At 42.3% G+C, this 25,107-nt stretch carries 24 protein-coding genes; 18 read left to right on the forward strand and 6 right to left on the reverse strand.

Annotated features, from left to right (window positions below):
- Positions 1–164: 164 nt before the first annotated feature.
- Positions 165–536: a barstar family protein gene (locus EAH55_RS27345; protein WP_162997070.1), complete on the forward strand. Its 372-nt coding sequence runs from the start codon at positions 165–167 to the stop codon at positions 534–536.
- Here EAH55_RS27345 and EAH55_RS27350 read toward each other — a convergent pair.
- The 4 genes from EAH55_RS27350 to EAH55_RS27365 form a co-directional block, all read right to left on the reverse strand.
- Positions 520–759 carry a hypothetical protein gene (locus EAH55_RS27350; protein ID WP_121812498.1) on the reverse strand — a complete coding sequence of 80 codons (240 nt, stop codon included), beginning with the start codon at positions 757–759 and terminating at the stop codon, positions 520–522. The two genes, EAH55_RS27345 and EAH55_RS27350, sit on opposite strands and share 17 nt — an antisense overlap.
- Before the next feature lie 189 nt (positions 760–948).
- The gene (locus EAH55_RS27355; protein ID WP_112568972.1) at positions 949–2,499 is read right to left on the reverse strand and encodes an Rne/Rng family ribonuclease; all 1,551 of its coding nucleotides are present in this window, start codon (positions 2,497–2,499) and stop codon (positions 949–951) included.
- A 235-nt stretch (positions 2,500–2,734) separates the two neighbouring features.
- The gene (locus EAH55_RS27360) at positions 2,735–3,589 is read right to left on the reverse strand and encodes a tetratricopeptide repeat protein (RefSeq protein WP_121812499.1); all 855 of its coding nucleotides are present in this window, start codon (positions 3,587–3,589) and stop codon (positions 2,735–2,737) included.
- 12 nt (positions 3,590–3,601) lie between these two features.
- Positions 3,602–3,898: an HU family DNA-binding protein gene (locus EAH55_RS27365; RefSeq protein ID WP_090534644.1), complete on the reverse strand. Its 297-nt coding sequence runs from the start codon at positions 3,896–3,898 to the stop codon at positions 3,602–3,604.
- Positions 3,899–4,292: 394 nt separating this feature from the next.
- On the opposite strand from EAH55_RS27365, the gene mutY reads away from it, so the two are divergent.
- Together mutY and EAH55_RS27375 are read left to right on the forward strand one after the other, a co-directional pair.
- On the forward strand, positions 4,293–5,339 hold the full coding sequence (gene mutY / locus EAH55_RS27370) for an A/G-specific adenine glycosylase (protein WP_121812500.1): 1,047 nt from the start codon (positions 4,293–4,295) through the stop codon (positions 5,337–5,339).
- 24 nt (positions 5,340–5,363) lie between these two features.
- A complete protein-coding gene (locus EAH55_RS27375; RefSeq protein ID WP_112568966.1) occupies positions 5,364–5,774 on the forward strand; it encodes a single-stranded DNA-binding protein in 411 nt (136 codons plus the stop codon).
- Between the two features lie 130 nt (positions 5,775–5,904).
- Here EAH55_RS27375 and EAH55_RS27380 read toward each other — a convergent pair whose 3' ends face one another.
- Complete coding sequence (locus EAH55_RS27380; RefSeq protein ID WP_121812501.1) at positions 5,905–7,182, reverse strand: thioredoxin family protein; 1,278 nt, start codon at positions 7,180–7,182, stop codon at positions 5,905–5,907.
- A 221-nt stretch (positions 7,183–7,403) separates the two neighbouring features.
- Between EAH55_RS27380 and EAH55_RS27385 the strand changes: the two genes are divergently transcribed.
- From EAH55_RS27385 to EAH55_RS27410, 6 genes are all read left to right on the forward strand, one after another.
- Positions 7,404–8,144, forward strand: coding sequence for an SDR family oxidoreductase (locus EAH55_RS27385; protein WP_114941158.1), 741 nt, complete (start codon positions 7,404–7,406; stop codon positions 8,142–8,144).
- A 128-nt stretch (positions 8,145–8,272) separates the two neighbouring features.
- Positions 8,273–9,025 (forward strand): SDR family oxidoreductase, encoded by a 753-nt coding sequence (locus tag EAH55_RS27390; RefSeq protein ID WP_121812502.1) that lies wholly within the window; start codon positions 8,273–8,275, stop codon positions 9,023–9,025.
- Positions 9,026–9,130: 105 nt separating this feature from the next.
- Positions 9,131–9,559 carry a hypothetical protein gene (locus EAH55_RS27395; RefSeq protein WP_244228389.1) on the forward strand — a complete coding sequence of 143 codons (429 nt, stop codon included), beginning with the start codon at positions 9,131–9,133 and terminating at the stop codon, positions 9,557–9,559.
- A 140-nt stretch (positions 9,560–9,699) separates the two neighbouring features.
- Positions 9,700–10,272: a Crp/Fnr family transcriptional regulator gene (locus EAH55_RS27400; protein WP_121812503.1), complete on the forward strand. Its 573-nt coding sequence runs from the start codon at positions 9,700–9,702 to the stop codon at positions 10,270–10,272.
- A gap of 93 nt (positions 10,273–10,365) precedes the next feature.
- Positions 10,366–11,139 (forward strand): SDR family NAD(P)-dependent oxidoreductase, encoded by a 774-nt coding sequence (locus tag EAH55_RS27405; protein WP_121812504.1) that lies wholly within the window; start codon positions 10,366–10,368, stop codon positions 11,137–11,139.
- A 58-nt stretch (positions 11,140–11,197) separates the two neighbouring features.
- Positions 11,198–12,055 carry an NAD(P)-dependent oxidoreductase gene (locus EAH55_RS27410; protein WP_121812505.1) on the forward strand — a complete coding sequence of 286 codons (858 nt, stop codon included), beginning with the start codon at positions 11,198–11,200 and terminating at the stop codon, positions 12,053–12,055.
- 241 nt (positions 12,056–12,296) lie between these two features.
- Here EAH55_RS27410 and EAH55_RS27415 read toward each other — a convergent pair whose 3' ends face one another.
- Complete coding sequence (locus tag EAH55_RS27415; RefSeq protein WP_121812506.1) at positions 12,297–13,700, reverse strand: MBL fold metallo-hydrolase RNA specificity domain-containing protein; 1,404 nt, start codon at positions 13,698–13,700, stop codon at positions 12,297–12,299.
- A 155-nt stretch (positions 13,701–13,855) separates the two neighbouring features.
- Here EAH55_RS27415 and EAH55_RS27420 point away from each other — a divergent pair, with 155 nt between their 5' ends.
- The 9 genes from EAH55_RS27420 (at position 13,856) to EAH55_RS27465 (ending at position 25,106) form a co-directional block, all read left to right on the forward strand.
- Positions 13,856–14,227, forward strand: a complete 372-nt coding sequence (locus EAH55_RS27420; protein ID WP_121812507.1) for a BlaI/MecI/CopY family transcriptional regulator — start codon at positions 13,856–13,858, stop codon at positions 14,225–14,227.
- A 2-nt stretch (positions 14,228–14,229) separates the two neighbouring features.
- Complete coding sequence (locus tag EAH55_RS27425) at positions 14,230–16,248, forward strand: M56 family metallopeptidase (RefSeq protein ID WP_121812508.1); 2,019 nt, start codon at positions 14,230–14,232, stop codon at positions 16,246–16,248.
- A 134-nt stretch (positions 16,249–16,382) separates the two neighbouring features.
- Positions 16,383–17,414 carry a LamG-like jellyroll fold domain-containing protein gene (locus EAH55_RS27430; protein ID WP_121812509.1) on the forward strand — a complete coding sequence of 344 codons (1,032 nt, stop codon included), beginning with the start codon at positions 16,383–16,385 and terminating at the stop codon, positions 17,412–17,414.
- A 103-nt stretch (positions 17,415–17,517) separates the two neighbouring features.
- A complete protein-coding gene (locus EAH55_RS27435; protein ID WP_112568948.1) occupies positions 17,518–18,201 on the forward strand; it encodes a class I SAM-dependent methyltransferase in 684 nt (227 codons plus the stop codon).
- Positions 18,202–18,257: 56 nt separating this feature from the next.
- Positions 18,258–19,025 carry a class I SAM-dependent methyltransferase gene (locus EAH55_RS27440; protein WP_121812510.1) on the forward strand — a complete coding sequence of 256 codons (768 nt, stop codon included), beginning with the start codon at positions 18,258–18,260 and terminating at the stop codon, positions 19,023–19,025.
- 1 nt (position 19,026) lies between these two features.
- Positions 19,027–20,160 carry a glycosyltransferase gene (locus tag EAH55_RS27445; protein ID WP_121812511.1) on the forward strand — a complete coding sequence of 378 codons (1,134 nt, stop codon included), beginning with the start codon at positions 19,027–19,029 and terminating at the stop codon, positions 20,158–20,160.
- A complete protein-coding gene (locus tag EAH55_RS27450; RefSeq protein ID WP_121812512.1) occupies positions 20,161–21,645 on the forward strand; it encodes a lipopolysaccharide biosynthesis protein in 1,485 nt (494 codons plus the stop codon).
- Between the two features lie 600 nt (positions 21,646–22,245).
- Positions 22,246–24,111: a gliding motility-associated C-terminal domain-containing protein gene (locus tag EAH55_RS27460; RefSeq protein ID WP_162997071.1), complete on the forward strand. Its 1,866-nt coding sequence runs from the start codon at positions 22,246–22,248 to the stop codon at positions 24,109–24,111.
- Positions 24,108–25,106, forward strand: a complete 999-nt coding sequence (locus tag EAH55_RS27465) for a PorP/SprF family type IX secretion system membrane protein (protein ID WP_121812515.1) — start codon at positions 24,108–24,110, stop codon at positions 25,104–25,106. Before EAH55_RS27460 ends, EAH55_RS27465 begins: the two co-directional genes overlap by 4 nt.
- Position 25,107: the final 1 nt, after the last annotated feature.

The raw sequence follows: 25,107 nt of genomic DNA on the forward strand, positions 1-25,107 counted from the left end.
AACTTCGATCCCAAAACCGGTTAAGCTTTCAGCTTAACTGAAACAGACCAACTTTTTTTAATATTTCAGGTAGGCAAGCAGAATGCTTGCCTTATTTTAGGACGAAGTTACGCTGGCGCTAAACTTCGACCAGGGGTACCCTGCGTAGCCGAATAAAGATGCTTATGAGAAACATTGTTTTTTTAGATGAGCCCGATAAATATTTTGATGAAAGTGAATTTATCGCTCATCTTCCCAGGGTTAGCGGAGAAGACGAGTTATTAAAAAAGCTAAGCGAGACACTTGAATTTCCGGACTACTTCGGGAACAATTGGAACGCACTTTATGATTGTTTGTGCGATTTTCATTGGATGGCGAAGATGGGGATTGTGTTGGTTCATCATGAACTGCCACTTCTTGCCGATGATAAAATAAAGATTTACCTAAATATACTTTTCGAGGCGACCGGGGATTGGCGAGATAATGAAGCGCATTATTTCAAAGTAATTTTTCCCGAGAAATCGAGGCGGTTTTTAGAGGCTAATCTTCTGATGTGAGTATCACAGCGCAAAGCGCTCGTATTGTTTCTGCTAACTTACCTTCTGCGTTTAATTGTACGAGTTCAGTCTCCCTAAAAATTCGTTTATATGTTTTTCCCTCGTGCTGTGCATCTATGGTAATATAGGCTTCAGTATTTAGGCTATCCGGGCCGGATCTTGTAACATTGAGGACTTCGAAGTGTGGTTCGAAAACTTCCTTTATTCTGTCAACTATTTCCATATCTCAAAAATAGCGATTAAAACATTGCAATGTATGCATCGCATTTAACCTGTGTTAGTTATGTTGTCGCTAAATTTTGATGAAATATAGAAGAGGGGAAAACAAAAAGAGCAGATGCTCATCCAAACATCTGCTCTTTTAAAGATCTTTAATTTGTGCCATTTTCAAACAGTTGCACTTCTGAAAGTTTTACAGTTTAATTTCTTCGTCTTTTGATGAGAAGAAATGGAATTCCGTGATCTGGTAGGATGGGTTGCTTTTAACCTTTATCCATTGGCCATATTTGATAAACCACTTCATTTGGCGGTTATAGATGCCTTTTTTAATGTAGGCTTCAATATATGGATGTACGCACAGGGTAATCCCTTTTTCGTTTTGCTCGGTAAGGATATAATTGAAATTATTTTCAATGTCATCCATCAGCAAAATGGTTGGCCTTATAGTGCCGGTTCCGTTACAGGTTGGGCAAACCTCGCTGGTAACAATGTTCATTTCTGGCCTTACACGCTGACGGGTGATCTGCACTAAGCCAAATTTACTCGGAGGCAAAATGGTGTGCTTGGCACGGTCGTACTGCATTTCGGCACGCAGAAAATCAAAAAGCTCTTTACGGTTTTGAGGTTTGTGCATATCGATAAAATCGATCACCACAATGCCGCCCATATCGCGCAGGCGTAATTGCCTTGCTATTTCTTTGGCGGCTTCCTTGTTAACCTGGTAAGCGTTCTCTTCCTGGTTTTCTTTGCTGGCTGTACGGTTACCGCTGTTTACGTCAATAACGTGCAGGGCTTCGGTATGCTCAATTACCAGGTAAGCGCCACCTGCAAGGTTCACGGTTTTACCAAACGCGCCCTTGATTTGCTTTTCGATACCGAAATGGTCAAATATAGGTTCCTTATGCTTGTGCATGCGGACTATACTTTCCATATCGGGCGATATTTCATGAATGTATGAACGAATTTCTTCGAACATACTGTTGTCATTGGTATAGATGTGCTGAAAATCGGGGTTCAAAATATCCCTGAGGATAGTTGATGTACGCCCAATTTCGCCCAATACCTTTTTTGAAGGCTCAACAGATGGCAGCTTGGTAATAAACTGCTCCCATTTTGAGATCAGATCAAGCAGGTCTTTCTGCAGCTCATCAACTCCTTTACCTTCGGAAACTGTACGGATGATAACGCCAAAATGCTTTGGCTTAATGCTCTCAACTACTTTACGGAGCCTGGTGCGCTCAGTGTTGCTTTTTATCTTTTTCGAAATTGAAATAGCTTCCGAAAAAGGTACTAAAACAACATACCGGCCTGCTATTGACAAGTCGGAACTTAAACGTGGCCCCTTAGTTGATATGGGTTCTTTGGCTATCTGTACCGGGATAAGCTGGTTTTTAGTCAATATCTCGGAGATTTTGCCTCCTTTATTGATATCGGCCTCAAGCTTAAACCCATCCAATAGCTTAGATTGATATCCCCCGCTACGTACCTGTTTGGTCAGTTTAAGCAGGCTTTGTACCTGCGGACCAAGGTCAAGATAATGCAAAAAGGCATCCTTCTCATAGCCAACGTCAACAAAGGCGGCATTTAGACTGGGCATGATCTTTTTGATACGGCCCAGGTAAATATCACCAACTGTATAGTTGTTGCTTACCTGTTCTTTGTGAAGCTCTACGAGTTGTTTATCCTGTAATAATGCAATGGTAGCCCCGTTGGGGGATGAATCGATAATTAATTCTTTTATCAATTGCTACTCCATTTCTTATAACGGCAAAAACCGTGTGTTAATAAGTGGGTAAAAAAACACTAATAAATAAAAAGTTACCCGCCCCGGTTGGGGGCAGGTAAATTCAGCTTTGGTTAAAGCCGCTTATTTCTTTTTATGTCTGTTTTTTCTTAAACGTTTTTTACGTTTGTGGGTAGCCATTTTGTGTCTTTTACGTTTTTTACCGCTCGGCATAATAATAATTTTTAAATGTGTGTTAGTTATTTAATTCCTTGATATATCCATCAATGCGCTGACTGAATACAGGGTCAGGCATCATTTCTTTGCATTTCTGGTAAGCGTCAATAGCTTCCTTTTTCATACCTAATTGCTTATAGCTTTCGGCTAAATAGAAAGTAGGTTCCAGTTCCTGCTTTTGCGCAAGCAGTGTTTTAAACCTGCCTACCGCTTTTTCATACTGACCCGATTTCATGGCAAACATACCTAAGTTAAGGTTAGCGTTCCAATTGTTCGGGTCTTTTTTAACAACCTCAAGCAACAGCGCTATACCCTGCATAGGGCCGGCTGCGCCGTTAACGTAAGCTATGCCCAACCCGGTTTTGCCTTCAAGGCTTTCGGGCTGTAATTTCAAAGCATTTTGAAATGCTTCGGCTGCATTATTCACAAACGCGGGCTGAAATAAAGTATCCTGTGTAAGTTTATATGCATCATTAAAACGGTTACCTGCATTTATCCAGTCTTGCACCTTGTTTTCTTTACGGGCTACTGCCTGGTAATAGAATGCTGCAGGCGCAGGCTGGTTAACATCGTCCCAGTGTTTGGCCAGTTGCGCTTGCAAAGCTGGTGCATCTGCGTCTGATGCTTTTTTTAACTGGGCTTCAAGGTCGTTGATCTTAGCCGCCAATGCATCCCCAATAGCTGCTTTGGCCGGGGCCGATACCATATCAACGGTAACGTTAGCTGCCGGTTTGGCGGCACCTGCAGAGGTAGCCATGGCCGGTTTGCTGTTTTTATCGTCTTTTGGTTTAACCAAACCTTTTACGGGCAACCAATACAAATAGCCCATAATAACAACTACGGCTGCACTAACGACTATTTGTTTCTTATTCATGATGGCGTATAATTATTTTTTGCTGGTTTTATTACCTGACTTTACTTTCTCAACAAAAGTTTTAGCTGGTTTAAAGCTTGGCACGAAGTGCTCAGGGATAATGATGGCAGTATTTTTTGAAATGTTACGTGCTGTTTTTTTAGCTCTTTTTTTAACAACAAAACTACCGAATCCTCTTACGTATACGTTTTCGCCGCCAACCATTGAGCTTTTAACAACTTTGAAAAACGCCTCAACAGTTTCCTGCACGTCTACTTTCTCTATACCTGTTTTTGATGAGATTTCAGTTATAATTTCTGCCTTAGTCATATCTTATTTACTTAATTTTATTTTATAAATACTTAACTGTTTTGGGGTTGCAAAAGTATTGCTTTATCCGTTAACAGCGAAATATTTATCCTTTTTTTTTTGTTCAGCCCTTAAAACCTACACTATCGTTACAATTTTGAGTATGAGAGCCTTATAAATCATTGGCAAAATACAGTTTGCCAGTTGTGAAGAGGTGTGAAAAAAAGTGTGCAAATCCACCATCCTGATAGGGCTGGGCAACACTTACCTTTCACACTTTTTTAAGCGGGTCCGGCCCGGATTTCTGAATTTCCTGTAGCAGTTTTCTTACCTCTGGTTTCTATCCCTTGTATCCTTAACTTCTTGTTTACTGGTTCCCGGCTTCCTGGTGCTGCAAATACTTACTTTTACATCGATGAATTTTACAGACGAAATAGTTCAATGGTATTTAAAGCATAAACGCGATCTGCCTTGGCGTAACACCACAGATGCTTACGTGATCTGGCTTTCGGAAATTATACTCCAGCAAACCCGGGTAGAACAGGGGATGCCTTACTTTTATCGCTTCCTTGAAAAATACCCCGATGTAAGCAGTTTTGCCGCCGCCCATGAAGATGAGATCCTGAAACTGTGGCAGGGGCTGGGCTATTATTCAAGAGGGCGTAATATGCTCAAAACCGCGCGACTGGTGCAGGAGCTTCATAATGGCCGTTTTCCGGATAGTTATAACGAGCTGATAAAACTAAAGGGAATTGGTGAATACACCGCGGCCGCAATAGCTTCATTTGCTGCAAATGAAGCAAAGGCTGTGGTTGATGGCAATGTTTACCGTGTGCTGGCGCGATACCTGGGTATTTACGAGCCCATCAACTCAACTGCAGGTAAAAAAACATTCCAGCAGGTAGCGGATGATTTTCTTAATAAGAAAATGCCAGGGCTGCATAATCAGGCCATGATGGAGTTTGGCGCTATGCTGTGCAAACCTAAAGCTCCGGGCTGTAATATTTGCCCTGTACGAATGGATTGTGTGGCATTTAATACTAACGCGGTGGCCGACCTGCCGGTTAAATTAAAAAACCTGAAAGTGCGCGAACGCTTTTTAAATTATTTCCTGGTAACCGACGGGGATACCGTTTTAATGAACAAAAGGGGTGATAGGGATATCTGGGCGAATATGTATGATTTGCCTATGGTTGAAACAGATACGCTTTTAAGCACAAAAGAATTATTGAAACAACCTGCGGTTTTAGATGTTTTTGGTAATGATATTGAAGCAATAGAAGTTTCGCCGGTGTATAAACATATTCTTACCCATCAGCGACTTTTTGTTAGGCTGATAAAAATTGAGAATCAGCCACTCAAAACGAATGAAAACTGGGTAAAAATCAAGGTTCAAAACCTACCGGAATTAGCATTGCCGAAAATCATTTTTATATTATTAAAAAATATTTTTAATTTGTAAAATAATTTTGCGTTAATTTAGGGCATGTCTGGAATAAACAAAGTAATACTCGTTGGCCATTTGGGGAAGGACCCCGAAGTACGAAATTTAGAAGGTGGGGTGTCTGTAACGAGTTTCCCTTTAGCTACTTCCGAAACGTTTAATAAGGACGGTCGTAAGGTTGAACAAACCGAATGGCACAATATTGTAATGTGGCGCGGGCTGGCCGAAGTAGCAGCTAAATTCCTGTCAAAAGGAAAGCTGGTTTATATAGAAGGCAAACTCCGTACACGCTCCTTTGAAGACAAAGAAGGGATAAAGAAGTACACTACCGAAATTGTGGCCGAGAACTTTACTATGCTTGGCCGTAAAAGTGATTTTGAAAATGAGCCATTGAAATCACCTTCAAAAAACGGGGATTCGTTTATTGATCATTTAAATGCCGAAGACTATTAATTTGCCGATACTTTACTGAAAACTACCCCGACAAAAAAATCTTACACATCATGCCATACAGTACCTTGTACGCTGCGCATGATGTATAAGATTTCCGATTGTAACCTGAGCTGCTTTCTACGCCCCTCCACTACCAGATCTTTTCGCCTTTTTTCATTTTGTCGAGCTGTTTGTTTAACGCTTCGTTTTCTTTGCCATTTATTTTGATCAGCTTTTCAAATGCAGCAATACCCGCGTCTTTTTCTCCGGCTTTGTACAGCAGGCATGAATAAGTGTTCAGGTAATTCAGGTTTTTTTCATTGCCGCCTGTGAGCGTGGATTTTGACCAGTCGGCAGCTGTTTTTAAATAATCTTGATTATCGCTATCAAGATATAAAGACCATGCGTAGGAATTGAGCATATTTATGTCAAAACCTGATGGTCTGGCTGCATAAGCATTAACGACCGCGATAAATTGCGGTTTGTCTCCGGTCCATTGGTAGTAAGCCGGTTTTGCACAAACAATCATGTCGTTGCCTCGTCCGGGATATCGTGCCTCAATTTTAGACTTAATTGCATCCCAGTTTACATCCTTTATTATATCGCCTGTATAGTAATACATAAACCCATTATCTACTTTCTTACCATCCTTGCGCAGCAGCGGAAGTATGAGTTCGTCAAAAGCGATATTGTTGACAACTATGGCGCTTTGGCCTTTGCCTGCTACCATATCTACTTTATCGGCATCACGAAGTAACACCGCAAAACCAGGGTCTGTACTTTTTTTAGTGACAACGGTTATCAACTTTATATTTTCTTCGGTAAGCAAATCTTTTTGGGTGCGTAAATAAGCATTTGCCACAACAGGTATGAAGTTGATGTCGCCGGTTTGCTGAGCCGAATGTGTAAGCGTCAACAAAAAGGCCGCGTCTCGTTTACCCTGTTCAAATAGCTTTTTAAGGTGTGTGTATTGGGTTGCCGGGGCAAGGGCAGACTTAGCTTTGGCTATAAAATCGTCGGCTTTAGCTGTGCCGCCAACCACGGTGTGTACTAATTCACCGCCTGGGTTAAAAAATAAAAAAGTTGGATAAGCTGCAATTTTATAGGTGCTCGCTAAATACTTAGCGTCCTTATAAAATAGTTTAACATCGGCGTTGTCATTTTTGGTTTGGTCAAACTGGACAGACACATTAATGAAATTCTTGTTGAAAAAGTCGCCTACTTTTTGCTGAGGGAAAATTTCATTCGCCATCATTTTGCAGGGTACGCACCAGCTTGTAAAGCCATCAACAAATACATACTTGTTTTCTTTTTTGGCTTTCGCCTTGATCTGGGCCCAGGTAAGTCCTTTTTCAAATTTGATTCCTTTTTCGGCAGCTTGCAGGGTTGTGCTTAGTAGCAGCAATGCTATTATCAATACTTTATTCATGGCAGGTTTAATTGGTTAATGCAATTTAAATATTTCGCAATTAATAATCATTTTTTATTTATTGCACTTAATACCGCGTCAATTAAGAGCTCTGCATAAACCAACCTTAGATATTCGTAAGTAATGCTTTGATATGTGTATCATTCAGGGGCCTTGCTCTTGCCACCTTTGTATTGTCAATCAACAACGACAAAAACATTAACAAAATAACAAAGGAAACCATGAACACATTAGCATCAAAAGTAGTATTAGTAACCGGTGCCTCAAGAGGCATAGGTGCAGCAGTAGCCCACAAATTAGCAGCCGAAGGCGCTAAAGTAATTATCAATTATGCAGGCGGTAAAGAAGCTGCCGACCAAACAGTAGCATCTATAAAACAACAAGGCGGTGACGCGATTGCCTTACAAGCCGATGTGAGCAAAGCCGATGAGGTAGCAGCCATGTTTGACGCCGCCATAGCCCACTACGGAAAAATTGATGTACTTGTAAACAATGCAGGCATCATGATCACCAAACTTATAAAAGATACTACCGACGAAGATTTTACCCGTCAGTTTGATATCAATGTAAAAGGCACTTTTAATACTCTGCGTGAGGCCGCTACAAAACTGGCCGACAAAGGGTCTGTAATCAATTTCTCATCAACCCAAACCCGAGTGTTAACACCTACTTATGGCAGCTATGTAGCAACTAAAGGTGCGGTTGAACAACTGACCCGTGTATTTGCAAAGGAAGTAGGAGCACGTGGTATTAATGTAAATGCGGTACAGCCGGGCCCTGTTAATACCGAATTGTTCACCAAAGGCAAATCACAGGAGCTAATTGACCGTCTCAATTCACTCAACGCCTTTAATCGCCTGGGTGAGCCTGAAGACATTGCCAAAGTGGTTGCTTTCCTGGCCAGCGATGACGCCAAATGGATCAGCGGACAAATCATCGGTTTGAATGGCGCAATGGCTTAAGCCCCCTAACTCCCTAAAGGGGGAATCAAGAAGCAAGAAATCAGGAATCAAGATTCAGGAAGAAACCTTGAAACAAGAAAAAATAAGTGTAATCAACAACAATCATCACAATCAAAAACATAGAAATCATGAACTCATTAAATAATAAAGTAGCAGTAATAACCGGCTCAGCCCGTGGTTTAGGTAAAGCAATTGCAGAACGTTACGCGGCATTAGGTGCCGATATCGTGATCAATTATTCACGCGATAAAGCATCTGCCGATGAAGTGGTAAGCAACATCAGCGCAATGGGTGTAAAAGTAATAGCTGTACAAGCCGATATCAGCAAAGTGGCCGATATTGAAAGGTTGTTTAAAGAAGCTAAAGAAGCCTTTGGTAAAATAGATATCGTAGTTGCGAACGCCGGTATCGAGCTTGTTGAAACGCCGGTAGTTGATTTTACTGAAGAACAGTTTGACCGTGTATTCGGTATCAATACTAAAGGCACTTACTTCACCATGCAGCAGGCGGCTAAAAATGTGGAAGACAATGGTCGTATCATTTACATAGCCTCAAGCACCACTTCATTCCCTGTACCCGGAATGGCTGTGTATGGTGGTAGCAAAACCACTCCACGCTACCTGGTTGATATCCTTTCAAAAGAAATTGGTCACCGTGGTGTAACAGTTAACTCTATCATACCATTTGCTGTTGATCATTCAGGTATCTTTGCCGAAGCTGATAGCTACCCCGCATTAAGAAAACAATTGCTTGACAGTTGTCCGATGGGCCGCCTGGCCGAAGTTGAAGATGTGGCCAATGTGGCCGAGTTTTTCGCCAACGATCTTTCATCATTCGTGAATGGCCAGCATTTGCTGGTAAACGGTGGTGCAACAAATTAATTATCAGTTTGGTAACATACGGCAACAGGTTATAGTCTTAGCTATAACCTGTTGTTTTTATTTAACAGGTAAAAAATATTATTTGATTTATACATCTACTAAGCCATGAAAACGCTTAACCATTATATCATATACGGTACACTAATTACTGCCTCTGTAAATGCGCAGGCTGCAAAAACGCCTGCCTCAACTATACAAAACATCAAAACCATGAATACCGAAAAATTAAGTAACGCTGTAGTAAAACAAGCTATTGAGGCTCTGCAAAGCGGTAATAAACAAGCCTGGTTTGCTTTATTCACTAACGATGCTCAACTTTTTGACGATGGTAATAAAATGAACTTTAAAAGCTTTTTTGAAAAGGCTTTGGGGCATGAGCGCTTTACCAGTATTGATAAGGTAGAGCAGAATGGTTTACATGTTTACGGCAAATTCCACAGCGACCAGTGGGGCGATTTTAAAACCTATTTTAAGTTTACTGTTGATGCTAACAACAAGATCAGCAAGCTGGAAATAGGACAGGCGAGTTATTAAAGTCTAAAATCAGATCGCATTCATCATTGCGTCATTGCGAGGTACGAAGCAATCGCACGGAAGCAGGTCTAACCTGTACAGTTCGCGATTGCTTCGTACCTCGCAATGACGGTTATACAATTTTCCCCGATATTTGTATCATGCCACAGCAACTTATTGCCCGTTTACAGCAGCTAAAACCTATCCCGGTTGATGATCAGGAGCTTATTGTAAAAGCCTTTGAGCCGATGAATTTTAAGGAAGGGGATACATTATTACCACTTGGACATGTGGCGAGGCAATTGTTTTTTATTACAAACGGTGTGCTCCGTATCATGGCCCAAAATGATAAAGGCAATGAGGTTACCTATTTCTTTTTAAAAGACAATCAGTTTTGCACTATCCTGTACAGCTTCAATAATAACATGATTGCCGAAGAAAGTATCCAGGCTGCCTGCGATACGGAATTGCTGGCTATCAGTAAAAATAATTTGCTGGCTTTATATGAGAAACTGCCCTATCTAAAAGAAATAATCGAACAGATTTCGCAGAATACGCTTCTGGAGAAAATAAAAACAAGGAATGCTTATCTGGGGCATGATTCATCCGAACGTTATCAGTTGTTCCTGGAGCGCCAGCCTGAAGTGGCTATGCGGGTACCTTTAACTGATATAGCATCTTACCTTGGTGTAACACCTCAGTCTTTAAGCCGGATCCGCAAAAACATCCGTTAAGGACAAAATAAACAAACCGCGCTTTTTACCATTTGTTAAATGCCCTGGTTACTTTAGTGCTGAGCTTTGTTTTATCATTAAAACAGAACAAACATGTCAAGAATATTTATAACAGGATCGGCTGATGGGTTAGGGCAGATGGCCGCTCAATTATTACTGAAAGATGGTCATAGTGTAGTATTGCACGCCCGTAATAAAGCCCGCGCTAAAGAGGCTTTGGCTACTGTGCGAGGGGCAGAAGCCGTTGTTACCGGCGATTTATCTTCTATCGCTGAAACTATAAAAGTTGCAGAACAAGTTAATAAGCTTGATGCTTTTGACGCGGTGATCCATAATGCAGCAGTAGGCTACCAGGAAGGGCGACGGATAGCAACCGTGGACGGTTTGCCGCATGTTTTTGCTATCAATAGTCTTGCTCCTTATATCCTTACCTGTTTGATTAACAAACCGAAACGACTTGTATATATCAGCTCGGGCTTGCATAAAGACGGTGATGCTTCACTGCGCGACCTGGAATGGAACATTCGTAACTGGAATGGTTATATGGCTTATGCCGACTCAAAATTGCACAATGTGGTCCTGGCTTTTTACGCTGCCCGTAAATGGCCCGATGTGTATTCAAACGCCTTGGAACCAGGTTGGGTGGCAACCAAAATGGGCGGACCAAGCGCTCCGGATAGCCTGGAAGACGGCCCCAAGACACAGGTATGGCTTGCTGCAAGCAATGAGCCTGAAGTGTTGGTAAGCGGGAAATATTTCTATCATAAAAAGTTACGTTCCGTTCATCCGGCTGCTTCAGATCCGGTTGTTCAGGATAAGTTTATTGCCGAGTGCGAACGTTTATCCAGAATTAAATTTCCAGGTTGAAGGATTCAGTAAATTCGCATCAATAAAATCTATATAAGTTAAAAACAAAATAGCTACCATGAATACAGTTAAAATAGGATGGATTGGTTTGGGTAAAATGGGTATCCCCATGTCACAGCAATTGATTAAAGCCGGGTATCCGCTTACCGTTTATAACCGCAGTAAGGACAAGGAAGAGGGATTTAAAGCCCAGGGTATCGGGACTGCCACATCGCCTGCATTGTTATTGAATGATACCGATGTTGTTTTTGTTATGGTATCTGATGATAAGGCCATCAATGATATTTTTACCGGCGACGAAGGTTTGATGGCCGCGAAAGTGAGTGGCAAGATCATCATTAACATGAGTACTGTTTCGCCGGCTATTAGTAAAGAGATGGCCGCCGCGTGTAAGGCGCAGGGTAATCATTATCTGGATGCACCGGTATCGGGCAGTGTAAAACAGGCAGAAGATGCTATGCTGGTGATTATGGCAGGAGGTGAGGCGGATGCATTTGAGCAGGCTAAACCTATCCTCGAAAAAATGGGCAAACTGGTGATGCTGGTTGGCGATACGGGAGCGGGCAATGTGGCTAAGCTGGCTATTAACACATTGCTTGGCATTGTTGCGCAAGGCCTTGCCGAAACAGTAACGCTGGCACAGCAAAACGGCATCAATGCAGAAGCGCTAACAACACTGATTGGTAATAGCGCTTTAGGCAGTCCGTTCGTCAAAATAAAGGGTGATGCCATTGTTAATGATAATTATAATGCGGCTTTTGCCCTAAAGCATATCGCAAAAGACCTGCGCCTGGCCAAAGATTTGGGCTTGGCCACTCCGCTTGGCGAAACCGCCTATCAAACCTACCAAGATGCGGAAGCCGCTTTCGGTGAAGAGGATATTATAGCGGTGATAAAGCAGGTGAGGAAGGGGTAGAGGGTATAATATTGAAAAAGATGTCATTTCGATGAGGCCAGGGTAGGGTTGCGTGATTTGCGCCGAAGAGAAATCTTATACGCCCAGTATAGCAACTTTGCATATCGTATAAGATTTCTCCTCACCCTATGCGCTCAAACCCAAGCTCGTTCGTCGAAATGACATTGCTTTATTTTTCCGTTCCCTCAGGGTCTCTCGTAGAGGACCTTGAGGTTTTGGTAGGGGCGATCAATTACAAGTGCTACTCCAAATTGATCTTCTGGTGTTGATACGGGATTTCAATATGCCTGAACCCATGTTCTTTTAGTTTCCCGGCAAAATGTTGCTGAACGTCATACTCGCCATGAACCAGGAAAATGGTTTTTACCCGTGCTGGATCCTGGCAGGCCAGAAAATGAAGCAGGTCATCATAATCGCCATGGGCACTCATTGATTTGATCGAACGTACTTCGGCTTTAACCTCGTACATGTCGCCAAAAATATGCACCTCATGATCGCCGCGTAATAAGCGTCCGCCTAACGAGTTTGGCTCGGCATAGCCTACCATTAAAATGGTGTTCTTTTGGTTGTTTATATTGTTTTTGATGTGATGTTTTACCCGCCCGGCTTCGGCCATGCCCGACGAGGAGATGATAACACAAGGCCGCGGATCGTTATTCAACGCCTTTGACTCTTCCACACTTTCAATAAATTTCAGGCCTTTAAACCCGAAAGGATTGGCATCGGTTTTTAAAACTTCCTGCACGTTTTTATTATAAACCTCCGGGTGGTTCATCAATACCTGCGTAGCCTTTTCCGACAGTGGGCTATCTACATAATAAGGAATATCAGGTAAGGTGCCTTTCAGTTCAAGGCTGTTTAGGGCATACAACAATTCCTGCGTGCGGCCAACGCTGAATGCCGGGATAATTACCTTGCCACCCTTTACCTCGCAGGTTTGTTTAATAACTTCAAGTAGCGATTCCTCGATAGGCCCGAGGTCTTTATGCAGCGAATCGCCGTAGGTTGATTCCAGTAAAATATAATTGGCCTGCTCAAAAGTTTGCGGACTTTTCAGCAACAAATCGCCGTACCGGCCAACATCGCCACTGAAAGTAATGTATGTGTCCTTACCGTTTTCGGTTACGGTGATATGCACTGCGGCGCTGCCTAAAATATGCCCGGCATTGGTAAAATTGAATTTCACGGCAGGGGTAATGGCAAACTCATCGCCATATTCAACAATCTTGAACAGGCGCAGGGCTTCCATTACATCATCCTCGGTATATAAAGGCGAAAGCAGGGGCAGGCCTTTGCGGGCGCGGTGCTTGTTGCTATATTCGGCATCCTGCATTTGAATCTTTGCAGAATCAAGCAACAGGATCCTCGTAAGGTCCATAGTGGCCGATGTACAGTAGATGTTTCCGTCAAAACCTTCGGCAACTAACCTTGGGATTAAACCGCAATGGTCAATATGTGCGTGCGATAGGATCATGTGCGTTACACCTTTAGGATTAAAACCAAAATGTTCGTTCATTTCTTCGGTTTGTTCGCCAAGGCCCTGAAACATGCCGCAATCTAATAATATGCTGGTGCCGTCGTTTAAACGGAGTAAATGCTTGCTACCGGTAACATTACGGGCAGCACCATGGAAGGTTATATTCATGTATAATTGGATGTGATCAACACAACGAATATGGTGATTTAAAGTTTAGGAAATTAATAACTAAAAATTTAGTTGCAAATTTGAAATATGTCCCTTACCTTAGTTTAACCAATTAAATATATTAATACACGAGGTATTAATTTAAAAGCACGCACATGGAAATTAAAGAGTTAACCCGCGCCGAAGAGCAGATCATGCAAGTGCTCTGGCAATTAAAAAAAGGGTATGTTAAAGACGTTATCGAGCAGTTACCTGAGCCCAAGCCCGCTTATAATACCGTGTCGACAATTATCCGGATCCTGGAAACCAAGGGCTTTGTTGGTCATGAGGCATTTGGTAAAAGTCATGAATATCACCCGGTGATCAGTAAGGAGCAGTATCAGAATTTTGCTGCTGATAAATTGCTGAGCGGCTATTTTGATAACTCTGTTAACCGCATGCTTTCGTTTTTTGTAAAGAAAGAAAAGATCGACCTGAAAGAGGCCGATGAGATCATGAAACTGATTGAAAAACTAAAAGATAAATAATTATGAACTGGTGGCAATATTTATTACTGGTAAACATATACCTGTTGCTGTTTTATGGGTTTTATGTGCTTTTGCTTCGAAAAGAAACCTTTTTTCAGCTTAACAGGCTTTACCTGGTAAGCGCCGCCCTGTTATCATTTATGATACCCGTTATCCAGGCCGACTGGGTACAAAACCTCTTTATCACCCAGCAGGTAAAATACACGCTGTACAGCGGCCCGGTGGCTGTTTATCATTTTAAACCGATAGAAGAATCGCCGGTAAGTATAGGTGAGATCCTGTTTTTGGTATATGTAGCAGGTATTGTGTTTTTGTCGGTAAGATTGGTATGGCAGCTGTTTAAGCTAAAAAAAGTGATCAGCCAGCCCGAACCTCAGGTATCTTATTCCTTTTTCAAGACCGTAAAACTAAATGCCGATGGTGAAGCCAACGAAGCTATAGCCACACACGAAGATGTGCACGCCAAGCAATGGCACTCGGCTGATGTACTGTTAATTGAATTAGTGATGATCATTAACTGGTTTAACCCAATAGTGTATTTCTATCGCAGGGCTATAAAACATATCCACGAGTTTATTGCCGACAGGCATGCGGTTGAAGCCGGTACCGACAAGGCCGACTACGCCATGCTGCTCTTAAGCCAAACCTTTAATACGCCAACCCATGGCCTGGTTAATTCATTTTTTAATAAAAGCTTATTAAAAGAACGCATTATTATGTTGCAGAAAAATAAATCGCACCGGATATCGCTGGCTAAATATGGGCTTTCGGCCCCATTATTTATTTTGATGATGATCCTCTCGTCAGCAACTATTAATAACAGTGATGCCATTTCAGTTATCAATACTAAAGCTGATAAGGTTTTTTCAACCCCGGCCAGTAAGGTAACAGAAATTACCATTGATGAACCAATCCGTGCTGAAAAGCACATTGTAGCTGCAGCTGATACTACCCCTATTTATACTTCGGTTGAAAAAGTGCCCGAATTTTCGGGAGGACTACAGGCTTTCGGTAAATTTCTTCAAAGTAATCTCAGATATCCTGCTAACGCCCGCGCGCAAAGGATCCAGGGCAGGGTGATCATCACTTTTGTTGTTGAAAGAGATGGTGCACTTTCAAATGAAAAGGTAGTAAGGGGCATTACCGATGACTTGAACAATGAAGCTTTAAGGGTGATAAAATTATCGCCTAACTGGAAACCTGGCATGCAGGGTAATCGTACTGTGAGGACTCAATATTCGGTACCTATCAGTTTTAAACTTGCCGCTGACGAGGATACCATAAAGACTACTACACCTGCAAAATTCTCAATAGCGTCGGCTCAACCCGGTTCCGATCAGGTATTTACAGCAGTTGAGCAGGTGCCGGAGTTTAAGGGTGGGATAAACGCGTTTGGTAAGTTTCTGGCAACTAATATCAGGTATCCTAAAGATGCCCGTGAAAAAAATATCCAGGGCAGGGTGGTTGCTACTTTTGTTGTTGAAAAAGATGGTTCTTTGTCTGATTTCAAAGTTCTGAGAGGAATAGGTTATGGCTGTGATGAAGAAGCAATAAGGGTGCTGAAGTTATCTCCCGAATGGAAACCCGGTACTCAAAACGGTCGCGCTGTAAGGGTACAATATAGCGTGCCAATCAGTTTTACACTTGCTGGCGGCACACCCACTAAGCCCGGTGAAAATAAAACCGGCGCTGTTGTAACCGGAGATGCAAATACCTCTTCACTGGCAGCGCAGCTACGGAAAGATTCAAGCAGGGCTACATTTTCAATACGGGATGGTTTTGAAAATGGGGCACAGCCGTTATATGTAATTGATGGTGTAACCCAGTCAAAATCGTTTGTCCTCAAAAACATTAACCCCGATGATATTTCAAGCATTACTGTTTGGAAGGATAAAAACGCAACCGCTATTTATGGTGAAAGGGGGGCAAACGGTGTTATACAGATCACTACCAAGACCGAAGCAAAAAGGAAAGCAGCGGAAGGTACCGTTATAAAAGGAGCTGTTATCAAGAACAATTGATATTAGCAGGATGAAGTTGCATACGCTGCAAAGTAATTTATTTACAAAATGTTATACCAGCAGCACAACGTTTTTTGGAGTTTTGATGTGAATAGATTTGTTTATATTTGTAATTGAAAATATAACCTTATCACATGAAGAAACTTTATCCTCTATTACTACTGGTGGTAGCATTTGCGTTTGCACACACATCCTGCACCAAGCTTACAGATCAGCCCAAGCCGGTGACAGACAGTACCAAAACCCTTAAAGAAATTTCTTTGAGAGATACACTTACTATGTATACCGGCCAGGCTATACAATTGGATGTAAAAGTCAGGCCAATAAATTTTGACACAACAAAGCTTGTTTGGGTATCATCAGATACCTCAGTAGCATCCGTTAGCCAATTAGGACGAATTACAGCAAAGAAAGAAGGTAGTTCAAAGGTTTCTGTCAGTAACGCCGAAAAAACAAAATCAATAAGTTGCACCGTAACAGTAAAGGATAGCCTTACGGTGGGTATGATAGCCTATTACCCTTTCGGGGCTAACACTGCCGACGTATCTGGCAATGGTAATAATGGCTTCGGATATAATTTAACGCAAGTTGCCGATAGGTTTGGCAATGCCAACGGAGCCTATTATTTTAATGGTTACAGCAGTTATATTGTTGTTAAGGATAAACAAACACTTAGGTTGTCGCATACTGATTTTACCATTTCTACCTGGGTGAAACTTGACGTTTATAACTATTCATTCGCTTCGCAGATCATTGGTAAAAGGATTCCTGAATTGGGCAACGGGTGGAATATGTCTATTTCGGGATATGATTTCGTTGCAACCGGTCAGGGTGGTTTAGGATTGCTAACATTTAATGAGAATAACAGTCCGCTATTAACGCTTACTCAGGGAATGGTTTCTTTAAATGCCTGGCATATGATAACCACGGTATATAATTATCCTACCCACACATTAGCGCTTTATATTGATGGCGTAAAAGACATTACATTTAACGGAATTGCTTCGCCAAATATAACCATAACGGCCGATGCTTATATTGGAAGAGATAATCCTGATGTTCCTTCTCCGGGATATTTCCTGAAAGGTGCGTTGGATGATATGCGTTTGTATGACAGGGCGCTGTCCGACAAAGAAATTAAAAAACTTTATAAGGCTACAAATTGATCCAATTTAGCCGATAGTTAAAACAGGTTTCCTCATGCGGGGAAACCTGTTTTGCTTTAAAACCAGCGCATGAAAAGCTAAGTAAAACTATTAAATTAGCCGCATGAAAGGTAACGACCGATTATATCCCTCTGTTTTTCACACCCGCTATGTATCCCTTTCGCAATTGAGGGATAAAACCATCGAAATAGTAAAACAACTTACCGCCGATAATAAAACATTACTGCTTGCCGATTTTGGCTGCGGTGATATGCCTTACCGTGAACTGATTGATCCGATAGTAGGCAAATACCTGGGTATCGACCTGGAAATGAACCCTAAGGCCGAGCATCATATCGGCTTCGACAGCAAAACTACCCTGCCCGATAATTACTGCGACATTGTACTTAGTAACCAGGTGCTGGAGCATGTAGATACCCCATCAGGTTATTTACAGGAGGCTATGCGCATTTTGAAACCCGGAGGCTCGGCTATTATTACCACACATGGTTATTGGTTTTATCATCCAACGCCTAATGATTACTGGCGATGGACAAGCGCCGGTTTGCGTAAAACCATCGAAGCCGAAGGGTTTAAGATCAACTCTTTTTATGGCATCATGGGTTTAGCGGCAAGTGGCTTACAACTCTTTCAGGATGGTATTGCTGTTAAGTTGCCCAAATTTTTGATTCCTCCTTTTGCTTTGGTAATGCAGGCTATGATTGGCTTATTTAACAAAATAAATACACAGGCCCAGCGCGACCGCGATGGCGCTATCTATGTTATTGTTGCCCAAAAGCCCCTTTAATATTATTTATTAACTTTGTACTTGCAAAGCATAGCTTTATATACTCTGTATCTGTAATGATTGAAACTCCGAACCGCGAAAATGTAGTGTCTTATTATGATGAGCACGTTAAAAACAAGCTTAATGATTATATTGTAGTTAACCCCCGTATTGAGTTTGGGTGGGATACCATTAAGCGTTTTACGCCATCAAGCCCGGCCCGAGTTTTAGAGGTAGGTTGTGGTATGGGCAATATTTGTTCGCGGATGCGTAAATCCTGGCCTAATGCCGTTATTACAGGTATTGATATCAGCACCATGTCTATCCAGATTGCGCAAAAGCTTTTTGGCGACAGCAAACTAAATTTTAAGGAAAGCATCCTTACCACTGACACTTTTAATGAGCAGTTCGACCTGATCATTTTCATGGATGTGTATGAGCACATTGCTGTTACCGACAGGCCGGCCGTTCATGCCGCGCTTGCTAAAATTTTGCGGAACAAGGGCCGTATTGTTTTAACTGTGCCTACGCCAGCAAACTTAAAGTGGTCGCTGGTGAATAAGCCGGAAACCATGCAGCCGGTTGATGAGCATATCTCTTTTGATGTTATTGGCAAACTGGCAGCAGATACAGGCACCGAAGTGATTTTTTACGAACTTAAAAACGTGTGGAACGTAGGCGACTACGCGCACATCGTATTGGAAAAAAATGACGATTTCGAGGCTGCATTTTTTCATCCGAAACCGGTAACCGCATCTCAACGTAGCAGGAGGATCTTTAATAAGGCTGTTTATAAATTAGGCAGCTTCTTCCGCCGGTATTATGTGCGCAAAAAGTTAGGTTGATATGAGCGGGTCATATAACTTATGTATCATAAAGCCCAATAAGTCCGCTTTTTCCGAAACCTTCATTCAGGCGCATATAGATGGCCTGGCCGGTAATAAAAAAGTGCTGTACGGCGGTGCCTTCCCTTTGTATGACCATGAGGGAAAAACACTGATCCGTTCAAAACTGGGTCTGCTGAGTTATCTGATCCAAAAGCGGATTTTTAAAAAGAAAAATATTGGGGTACGTACCCGTGCCCTGTATAAATATCTCAAAGTTAATAAAATAGACGCTGTTTTTGCCGAATACGGCATGGTTGGCGCATCGGTTACAGAAGCCTGTAAAATGGCAGGAGTTCCACTAATCATCCATTTTCATGGGGCCGATGTTTATCATCATGATACAGTTGCCGCCTACGCCGAACTTTACCAGGATGCTTTCAGGTACGCGAGTGCTTTTATTGCCGTGTCGGTAGATATGGCAGCGACGCTGAAAGAAATGGGGGCGCCTGCCGACAAGGTATATACCGCTTCGTGCGGTGTGGATACTGCCGCTTTTCCGTTACTTGATATATCGGCCTCGGCCAAAGATTTTTTATTTGTAGGGCGTTTTGTAGAGAAAAAATCCCCGCAATCATTAGTTAAAGCATTTAAGATCGTCCTGGAACAGCATCCGGATGCGAGGCTTTGGATGGCAGGCGGCGGCCCGCTGTTTGATGAAACCGAGGCACTGATCGCGGAGCTTGGGCTTAGCGAGCAGATCACGCTTACCGGGGTATTGAAGCCGGAAGAGATCAGGGAATTGATGAAACGCATGCGGGCATTTGTACAACATTCGGTTACTGCTGCCAATGGCGATAAAGAAGGTACCCCGGTTACTGTATTGGAGGCATCATCATCGGGGCTTCCTGTGGTTTCAACCCGGCATTCAGGAATTAAGGAAGCTGTTGTCGACGGTAAAACAGGTTTCCTGGTTGATGAGTATGATATAACCGGAATGGCCGAACGAATGATAACCCTGGCAGAATCTGTTGAACTGGCCGTGCAAATGGGTAAAGCTGCACGCAACCACATGATTGATAATTACGATATTAACCTGCGTATGGCTTTGCTTGATAACATTGTTCAGAACAGCATCAATAGTAAAGCGAACTAAATGAACCTATTACAGAAACAGGGATTTTTCAACAGCCTCATACTTTATGCTGGGGTTGCGTTGGGTTTCTTAAATCTTACTATTCTTTTTCAGCGGATCCTTACTACAGAAGAGATCGGTTTCTTTATTTTAATGGGAACCATATCGTTGCTTTATGCCCAGTTTGCAGGATTGGGTATAGGTAATATCATCCTTAAATATTTCCCATACTATCGCAGTGATGATAAAAAGCATGGCGGTTTTGCATCTTTTGTAGCTGTTTGGTGCCTGATTGGTTTTGTGGCCTTTACCGTATGTTTTGTGATTTTTAAAGATTTAATTATCAGCAACTATAAAGACAAGGACGGTGCCTCGCTGCTTATTAAATATTTTTACTACCTCATTCCTTTATCGTTTTTGGTGCTGGTGTTCTCCGTGCTCGAAAACATGGCGCTTACGGTATTTAAAAATGTACTATCCTCTTTTTTGCGCGAGGTTGGGTTGCGCTTGTTTACAACTGTCGCTATCTTATTAATAGCCGTTAAGCTGATTGATTATCATGTTTTCTTGCAGATCTACATTATTGCCAACCTGGTAGCAGTAGTGGTATTGCTTGTTTATATCGCCAAAGGCAGCCACTTTAAGTTTTCGGCCGTTGGCGCGCAGTTATTGGGCGAGCGAAAGACATTTCTAAGCTATGGCATCTTTACGGTATTAAGTGGCAGCTCATTTGTAATGATCCAGAACCTTGATACCATTATGCTGAGCATGCTCACGAAAGAGTCGTTCAGTTATGTGGGGATCTATGGTACCTTTTTCGCTATTGCCGTAGTTATCAGTTTACCGGCAAAGGCGCTGAGCCGTACTTCGTTGCAGATCATAGCGCAATCGTGGGTTACCAATGACATTGCCAAAATTGGTAAAATCTATTACAAAACTTCAGTAGTGCAGATGCTTATTGGCTGCCTGCTGTTTATAGGCTTGGTTATCAACAGGCAGTTTATAGTAATGCTATTGCATAAACATGATTATGCTCCTTATTTCAACGTGTTTATTGTTGTTGGTGTGGCGTTTTTGGTTGATATGACAGGTGGCCTAAACGGTTACATCATGAATGTATCCAAATATTACCGCCTTACTACTGTTTTTATTGTTTCGGCAGTAGTGCTTTGTGTGGTATCAAACTGGATCCTGATACCACGTATGGGTATGATGGGTGCAGCCGTATCTTACCTGCTTACCATGTTTTTATTAAATTTTGCGTATTGGCTGTTTATTAAAATCAAGTTCAATCTGCAGCCCTTTGCAAAAGCGCACCTATATATCTTAATGATCTTTACGGTTTGCCTGCTGATAGGGCTCTATCTTCCGCCGTTAAAAAATGTGGTTTTAGATATGGTTTACCGCTCGGCCATTGTTGGTGTGGTGTATGTATTTTTTGCCTATGTTTTAAAAATTTCAGAGGATATTAATGTTATATTTGATCGCGTACTGAAAAAAGTATGATCAGGACGCGTTGAGTACTAAATAACCTAACCTATCGCAATAAATTACATGAGCAAAACTTTTGCACAAACCTTATTGGTATCCCCTTATATTAAAGCTACGCCGTTTGCTTCATTGGCCAGATGGCATTTGCCGGCTAATGAAAAACAGGCATTACGCAGGCTTCCAACCAGCTTCTTCATCTTATACTGTTTAAAAGTTTTTGATAAATTGAACATTATAATTAACAATCCCGTAAAAGAGACTAAAATGCCGTTGTGCTTTACCGGTATTTACGAAGCCTGGATTAACAATTTAATATTTTATTGTCCCCTGATTGAGTTAAATCATTTTTGACTGGCTTTAAAATGTTTTTGTTACAGGTTAAAATATTTTGAAAATTTAGTAATGTGAAGGATAATTATTATCATTATCCGTTAATTTAAGCTATGCACCCTAATGCCTCTTCGCTTGTGTAAACCTTTTTTAAGGGCAATGTTTTGCCTTTTCTTTTTCCCCTTAGTTGGTTTTAGCCGGGTATCCGCTCCTGGGTCGACAATCAATAAAGAGGGGCGGATTGCGAATTCGCGACTGACCTCTGATAATTTAGTCCCAGCCCCATTGCAGGCCATAACCATTTGTTCTGCTGCAGCGGCTGTACTTAACGGTGATGTAAAAACGCCAACGCCTAATAGTTATCTATGGCAAATAAACCGTGGCGGGAGCTGGGTTAGCGCGCCATCTACCAATACCCTGAAAGATTATATTACATCTTCACTTACCAATACTGGTACAACAAGTATAGTGTATAGTTTGCGCAGGCAAATTACTACCGGCGGCGTAATTGCTTATGATTCGTTTTATGATGTTACAGTAAGGCCTATAAGCGCGGTTACCAATAATACTATTTCGGCACCGGCGGTTACCCAGTTTTGTACTACCGGAGACCCTACTGCTATTACCGGTACCACCGCTGCAGGTGGTGATGGTACCTACGCTTATCAGTGGCAATCATCAACAGATAACATAACATTTACCGATATTGCCGGGGCAACATCCAAAAACTACGACCCGCCAACATTGAGCGGTGATATTTATTATCGCCGTGTAGTTACATCCGGTGCATGTACAACATCTTTAATCAGTAATGTGGTTGTATTTAAGGTTTCTCCGGCTCCTCAGCCGCCGCCGCCCTTAACTAAAGCTGTAAGCACTTGTTCCGGCACTTCGGTTGTAATAACCTTAGACTCGCCACCGGGTGCGGCAAAATATTACTGGTACGATTCGCCGGCTAAGAATACATTGGTGGGTTCAGGTGAATCCTTTACAACACCGGTTTTATTTGCCAGCACAAAGTATTATGTTGAAGCATCAAACGGTACTTGCAGCAGTCAGTTAACAACCGTGCAGGTAACAGTTACTCCTGCGCCGGATGTTCCGAGCTTTGCTCAAAGTATAGTTAATGCATGTACAGGTTCGGCAGCAACACTTACCGTTCAAAACGCGCAAAGCGGCGTTGTTTACAACTGGTATGGCAGTCCAACAGATCTTAATATTATACATACCGGAAGCAGTTACACACTTAGCAATGTAACAGGAGGAATAAAGTTTTATGTAGAGGCTGTTAATACAACAGGTTGTATTTCTGCGTCGCGTGGTATTGTAAGCTTATCTGTGGTTGGCTTACCGGTGGTTACGGTAAACAGTACAAGTACCAGTATCTGCCCAGGAACAAGTGCTACATTATCCGCATCGTCTTCAGATGCCGCGGCAGTTTTATCCTGGTATGACGCGCCTACCGGTGGCACTTTGCTTGCTAAAGGCAATACTTACGTTACCGTTAAGCTGAGCGCGGCAAAAACTTACTATGTAGAGGCAACCAATACTGCCGGATGTAATACCAACGGAAGAACCCCGGTGCAGGTACAAATGACTAAGCCGCTTGATGCGCCTGTGGTAACTGTTGGTGATGTTACATCATCAAGTGTAACTTTTAACTGGAAAGCGGTAAATGGCGCTACCAGCTACCAGGTAAGTACCGATAATGGTTCAACCTATACTACACCAAGCTCAGGCAGCGGCGGTTTAACGCATACGGTAAGTAATCTTGGTATTAATCAGCCGGTAACTATTACGGTTAAAGCTTTGGGTGCAACATCATGTACGCTAAGTGAGGCCTCGGCAGCTGTTACGGCTACCACTATCGACAATAACAATATCATATACGTGGCCAATAATTTTACCCCCAATGGCGACGGAAATAACGATATCATCTACGTACATGGCAAAAATATCAGCACACTTTCATTTTACGTATATGATCAGTGGGGCCAGCTGTTGTTTACATCAACCGATGTCAATAAAGGATGGGATGGTTATTTTAAAGGATCATTGATGCCCGTGGGTGTATATGTGTACTATTTAAAAGCAACAATGAATAATGGGGCGCAATTGACTAAAAAGGGAACAATTACGCTATTACGATGAAGAAAGCACTACTTATTATTACCATAGCGCTGCAGTTTGCAGTTGCAGGAAAAGTGAAGGCGCAGGTTGATCCGCATTTTTCACAGTTTTACGCTTATCCGCTTTGGCTAAACCCGGCACTTACCGGTGTTTTTGATGGCGATACGCGCTTATCGGCTAACTTTAGAGATCAGTGGACAAATATCAACAACGGTTACCGCACGGCCGGTGTATCTGCCGATTTTAAACCGAATGATAAGGTTGGTATTGGCTTTAATGTGCTTGATCAAAAGGCAGGTACAGCGGGTTACAATTACTTTACGGCTTCCGGTTCATTTGGTTATGGCATAGCATTATCGGGTGATGGTAACCAGCGTTTGCACTTTGGACTGCAGGCTGGTGTTATCAGTCGCAGTTTTGACCCTAATAAGCTTCAGTCAGATAACCAGTATGATCCCAATACCGGTTACGATCCAACATTGCCCAATTATGAAAATTTTGGCTATTCGTCAAAAACGGTATTTGATGCCGGTGCCGGTATCTATTATTACAACGCCGACCCGATGAACAAAGCCAATTTTTTTGGCGGCGTTAGTGTCAACCACATCAATGATGTAACAGATCCTTTTGCGGCAGGCGGCATTAACAGCAAATTGCCTATGCGCTTTACAGCACATGGCGGTATCCGCATCAAGGCTTCTGACTTTTTTGACCTGATCCCCAACATTGTTTATATAAAGCAGGGCAAAGGCGAGATCAAAGCGGGAGGTGTATACTCTGAGCTGAAGTTTTCTGACGATAACGGTTTGGTACTTGGCGGCATGGTACGCTTACAGGATGCCGCTATTGCCAATATCGGCTACCATATACGCCAGATGGTTATTGGCGCCAGCTATGATTTTAATACTTCAGGCCTTCGCGCAGTTACATCTGGCCGTGGTGGATTTGAATTATCAATAAGTTACATATTTAGCCGCTATACTGATTCGCCGGCTCCAATTTGCCCAAGGATATAAT

It is taken from the genome of Mucilaginibacter kameinonensis (assembly GCF_003675385.1).
GTDB lineage: Bacteria > Bacteroidota > Bacteroidia > Sphingobacteriales > Sphingobacteriaceae > Mucilaginibacter > Mucilaginibacter kameinonensis.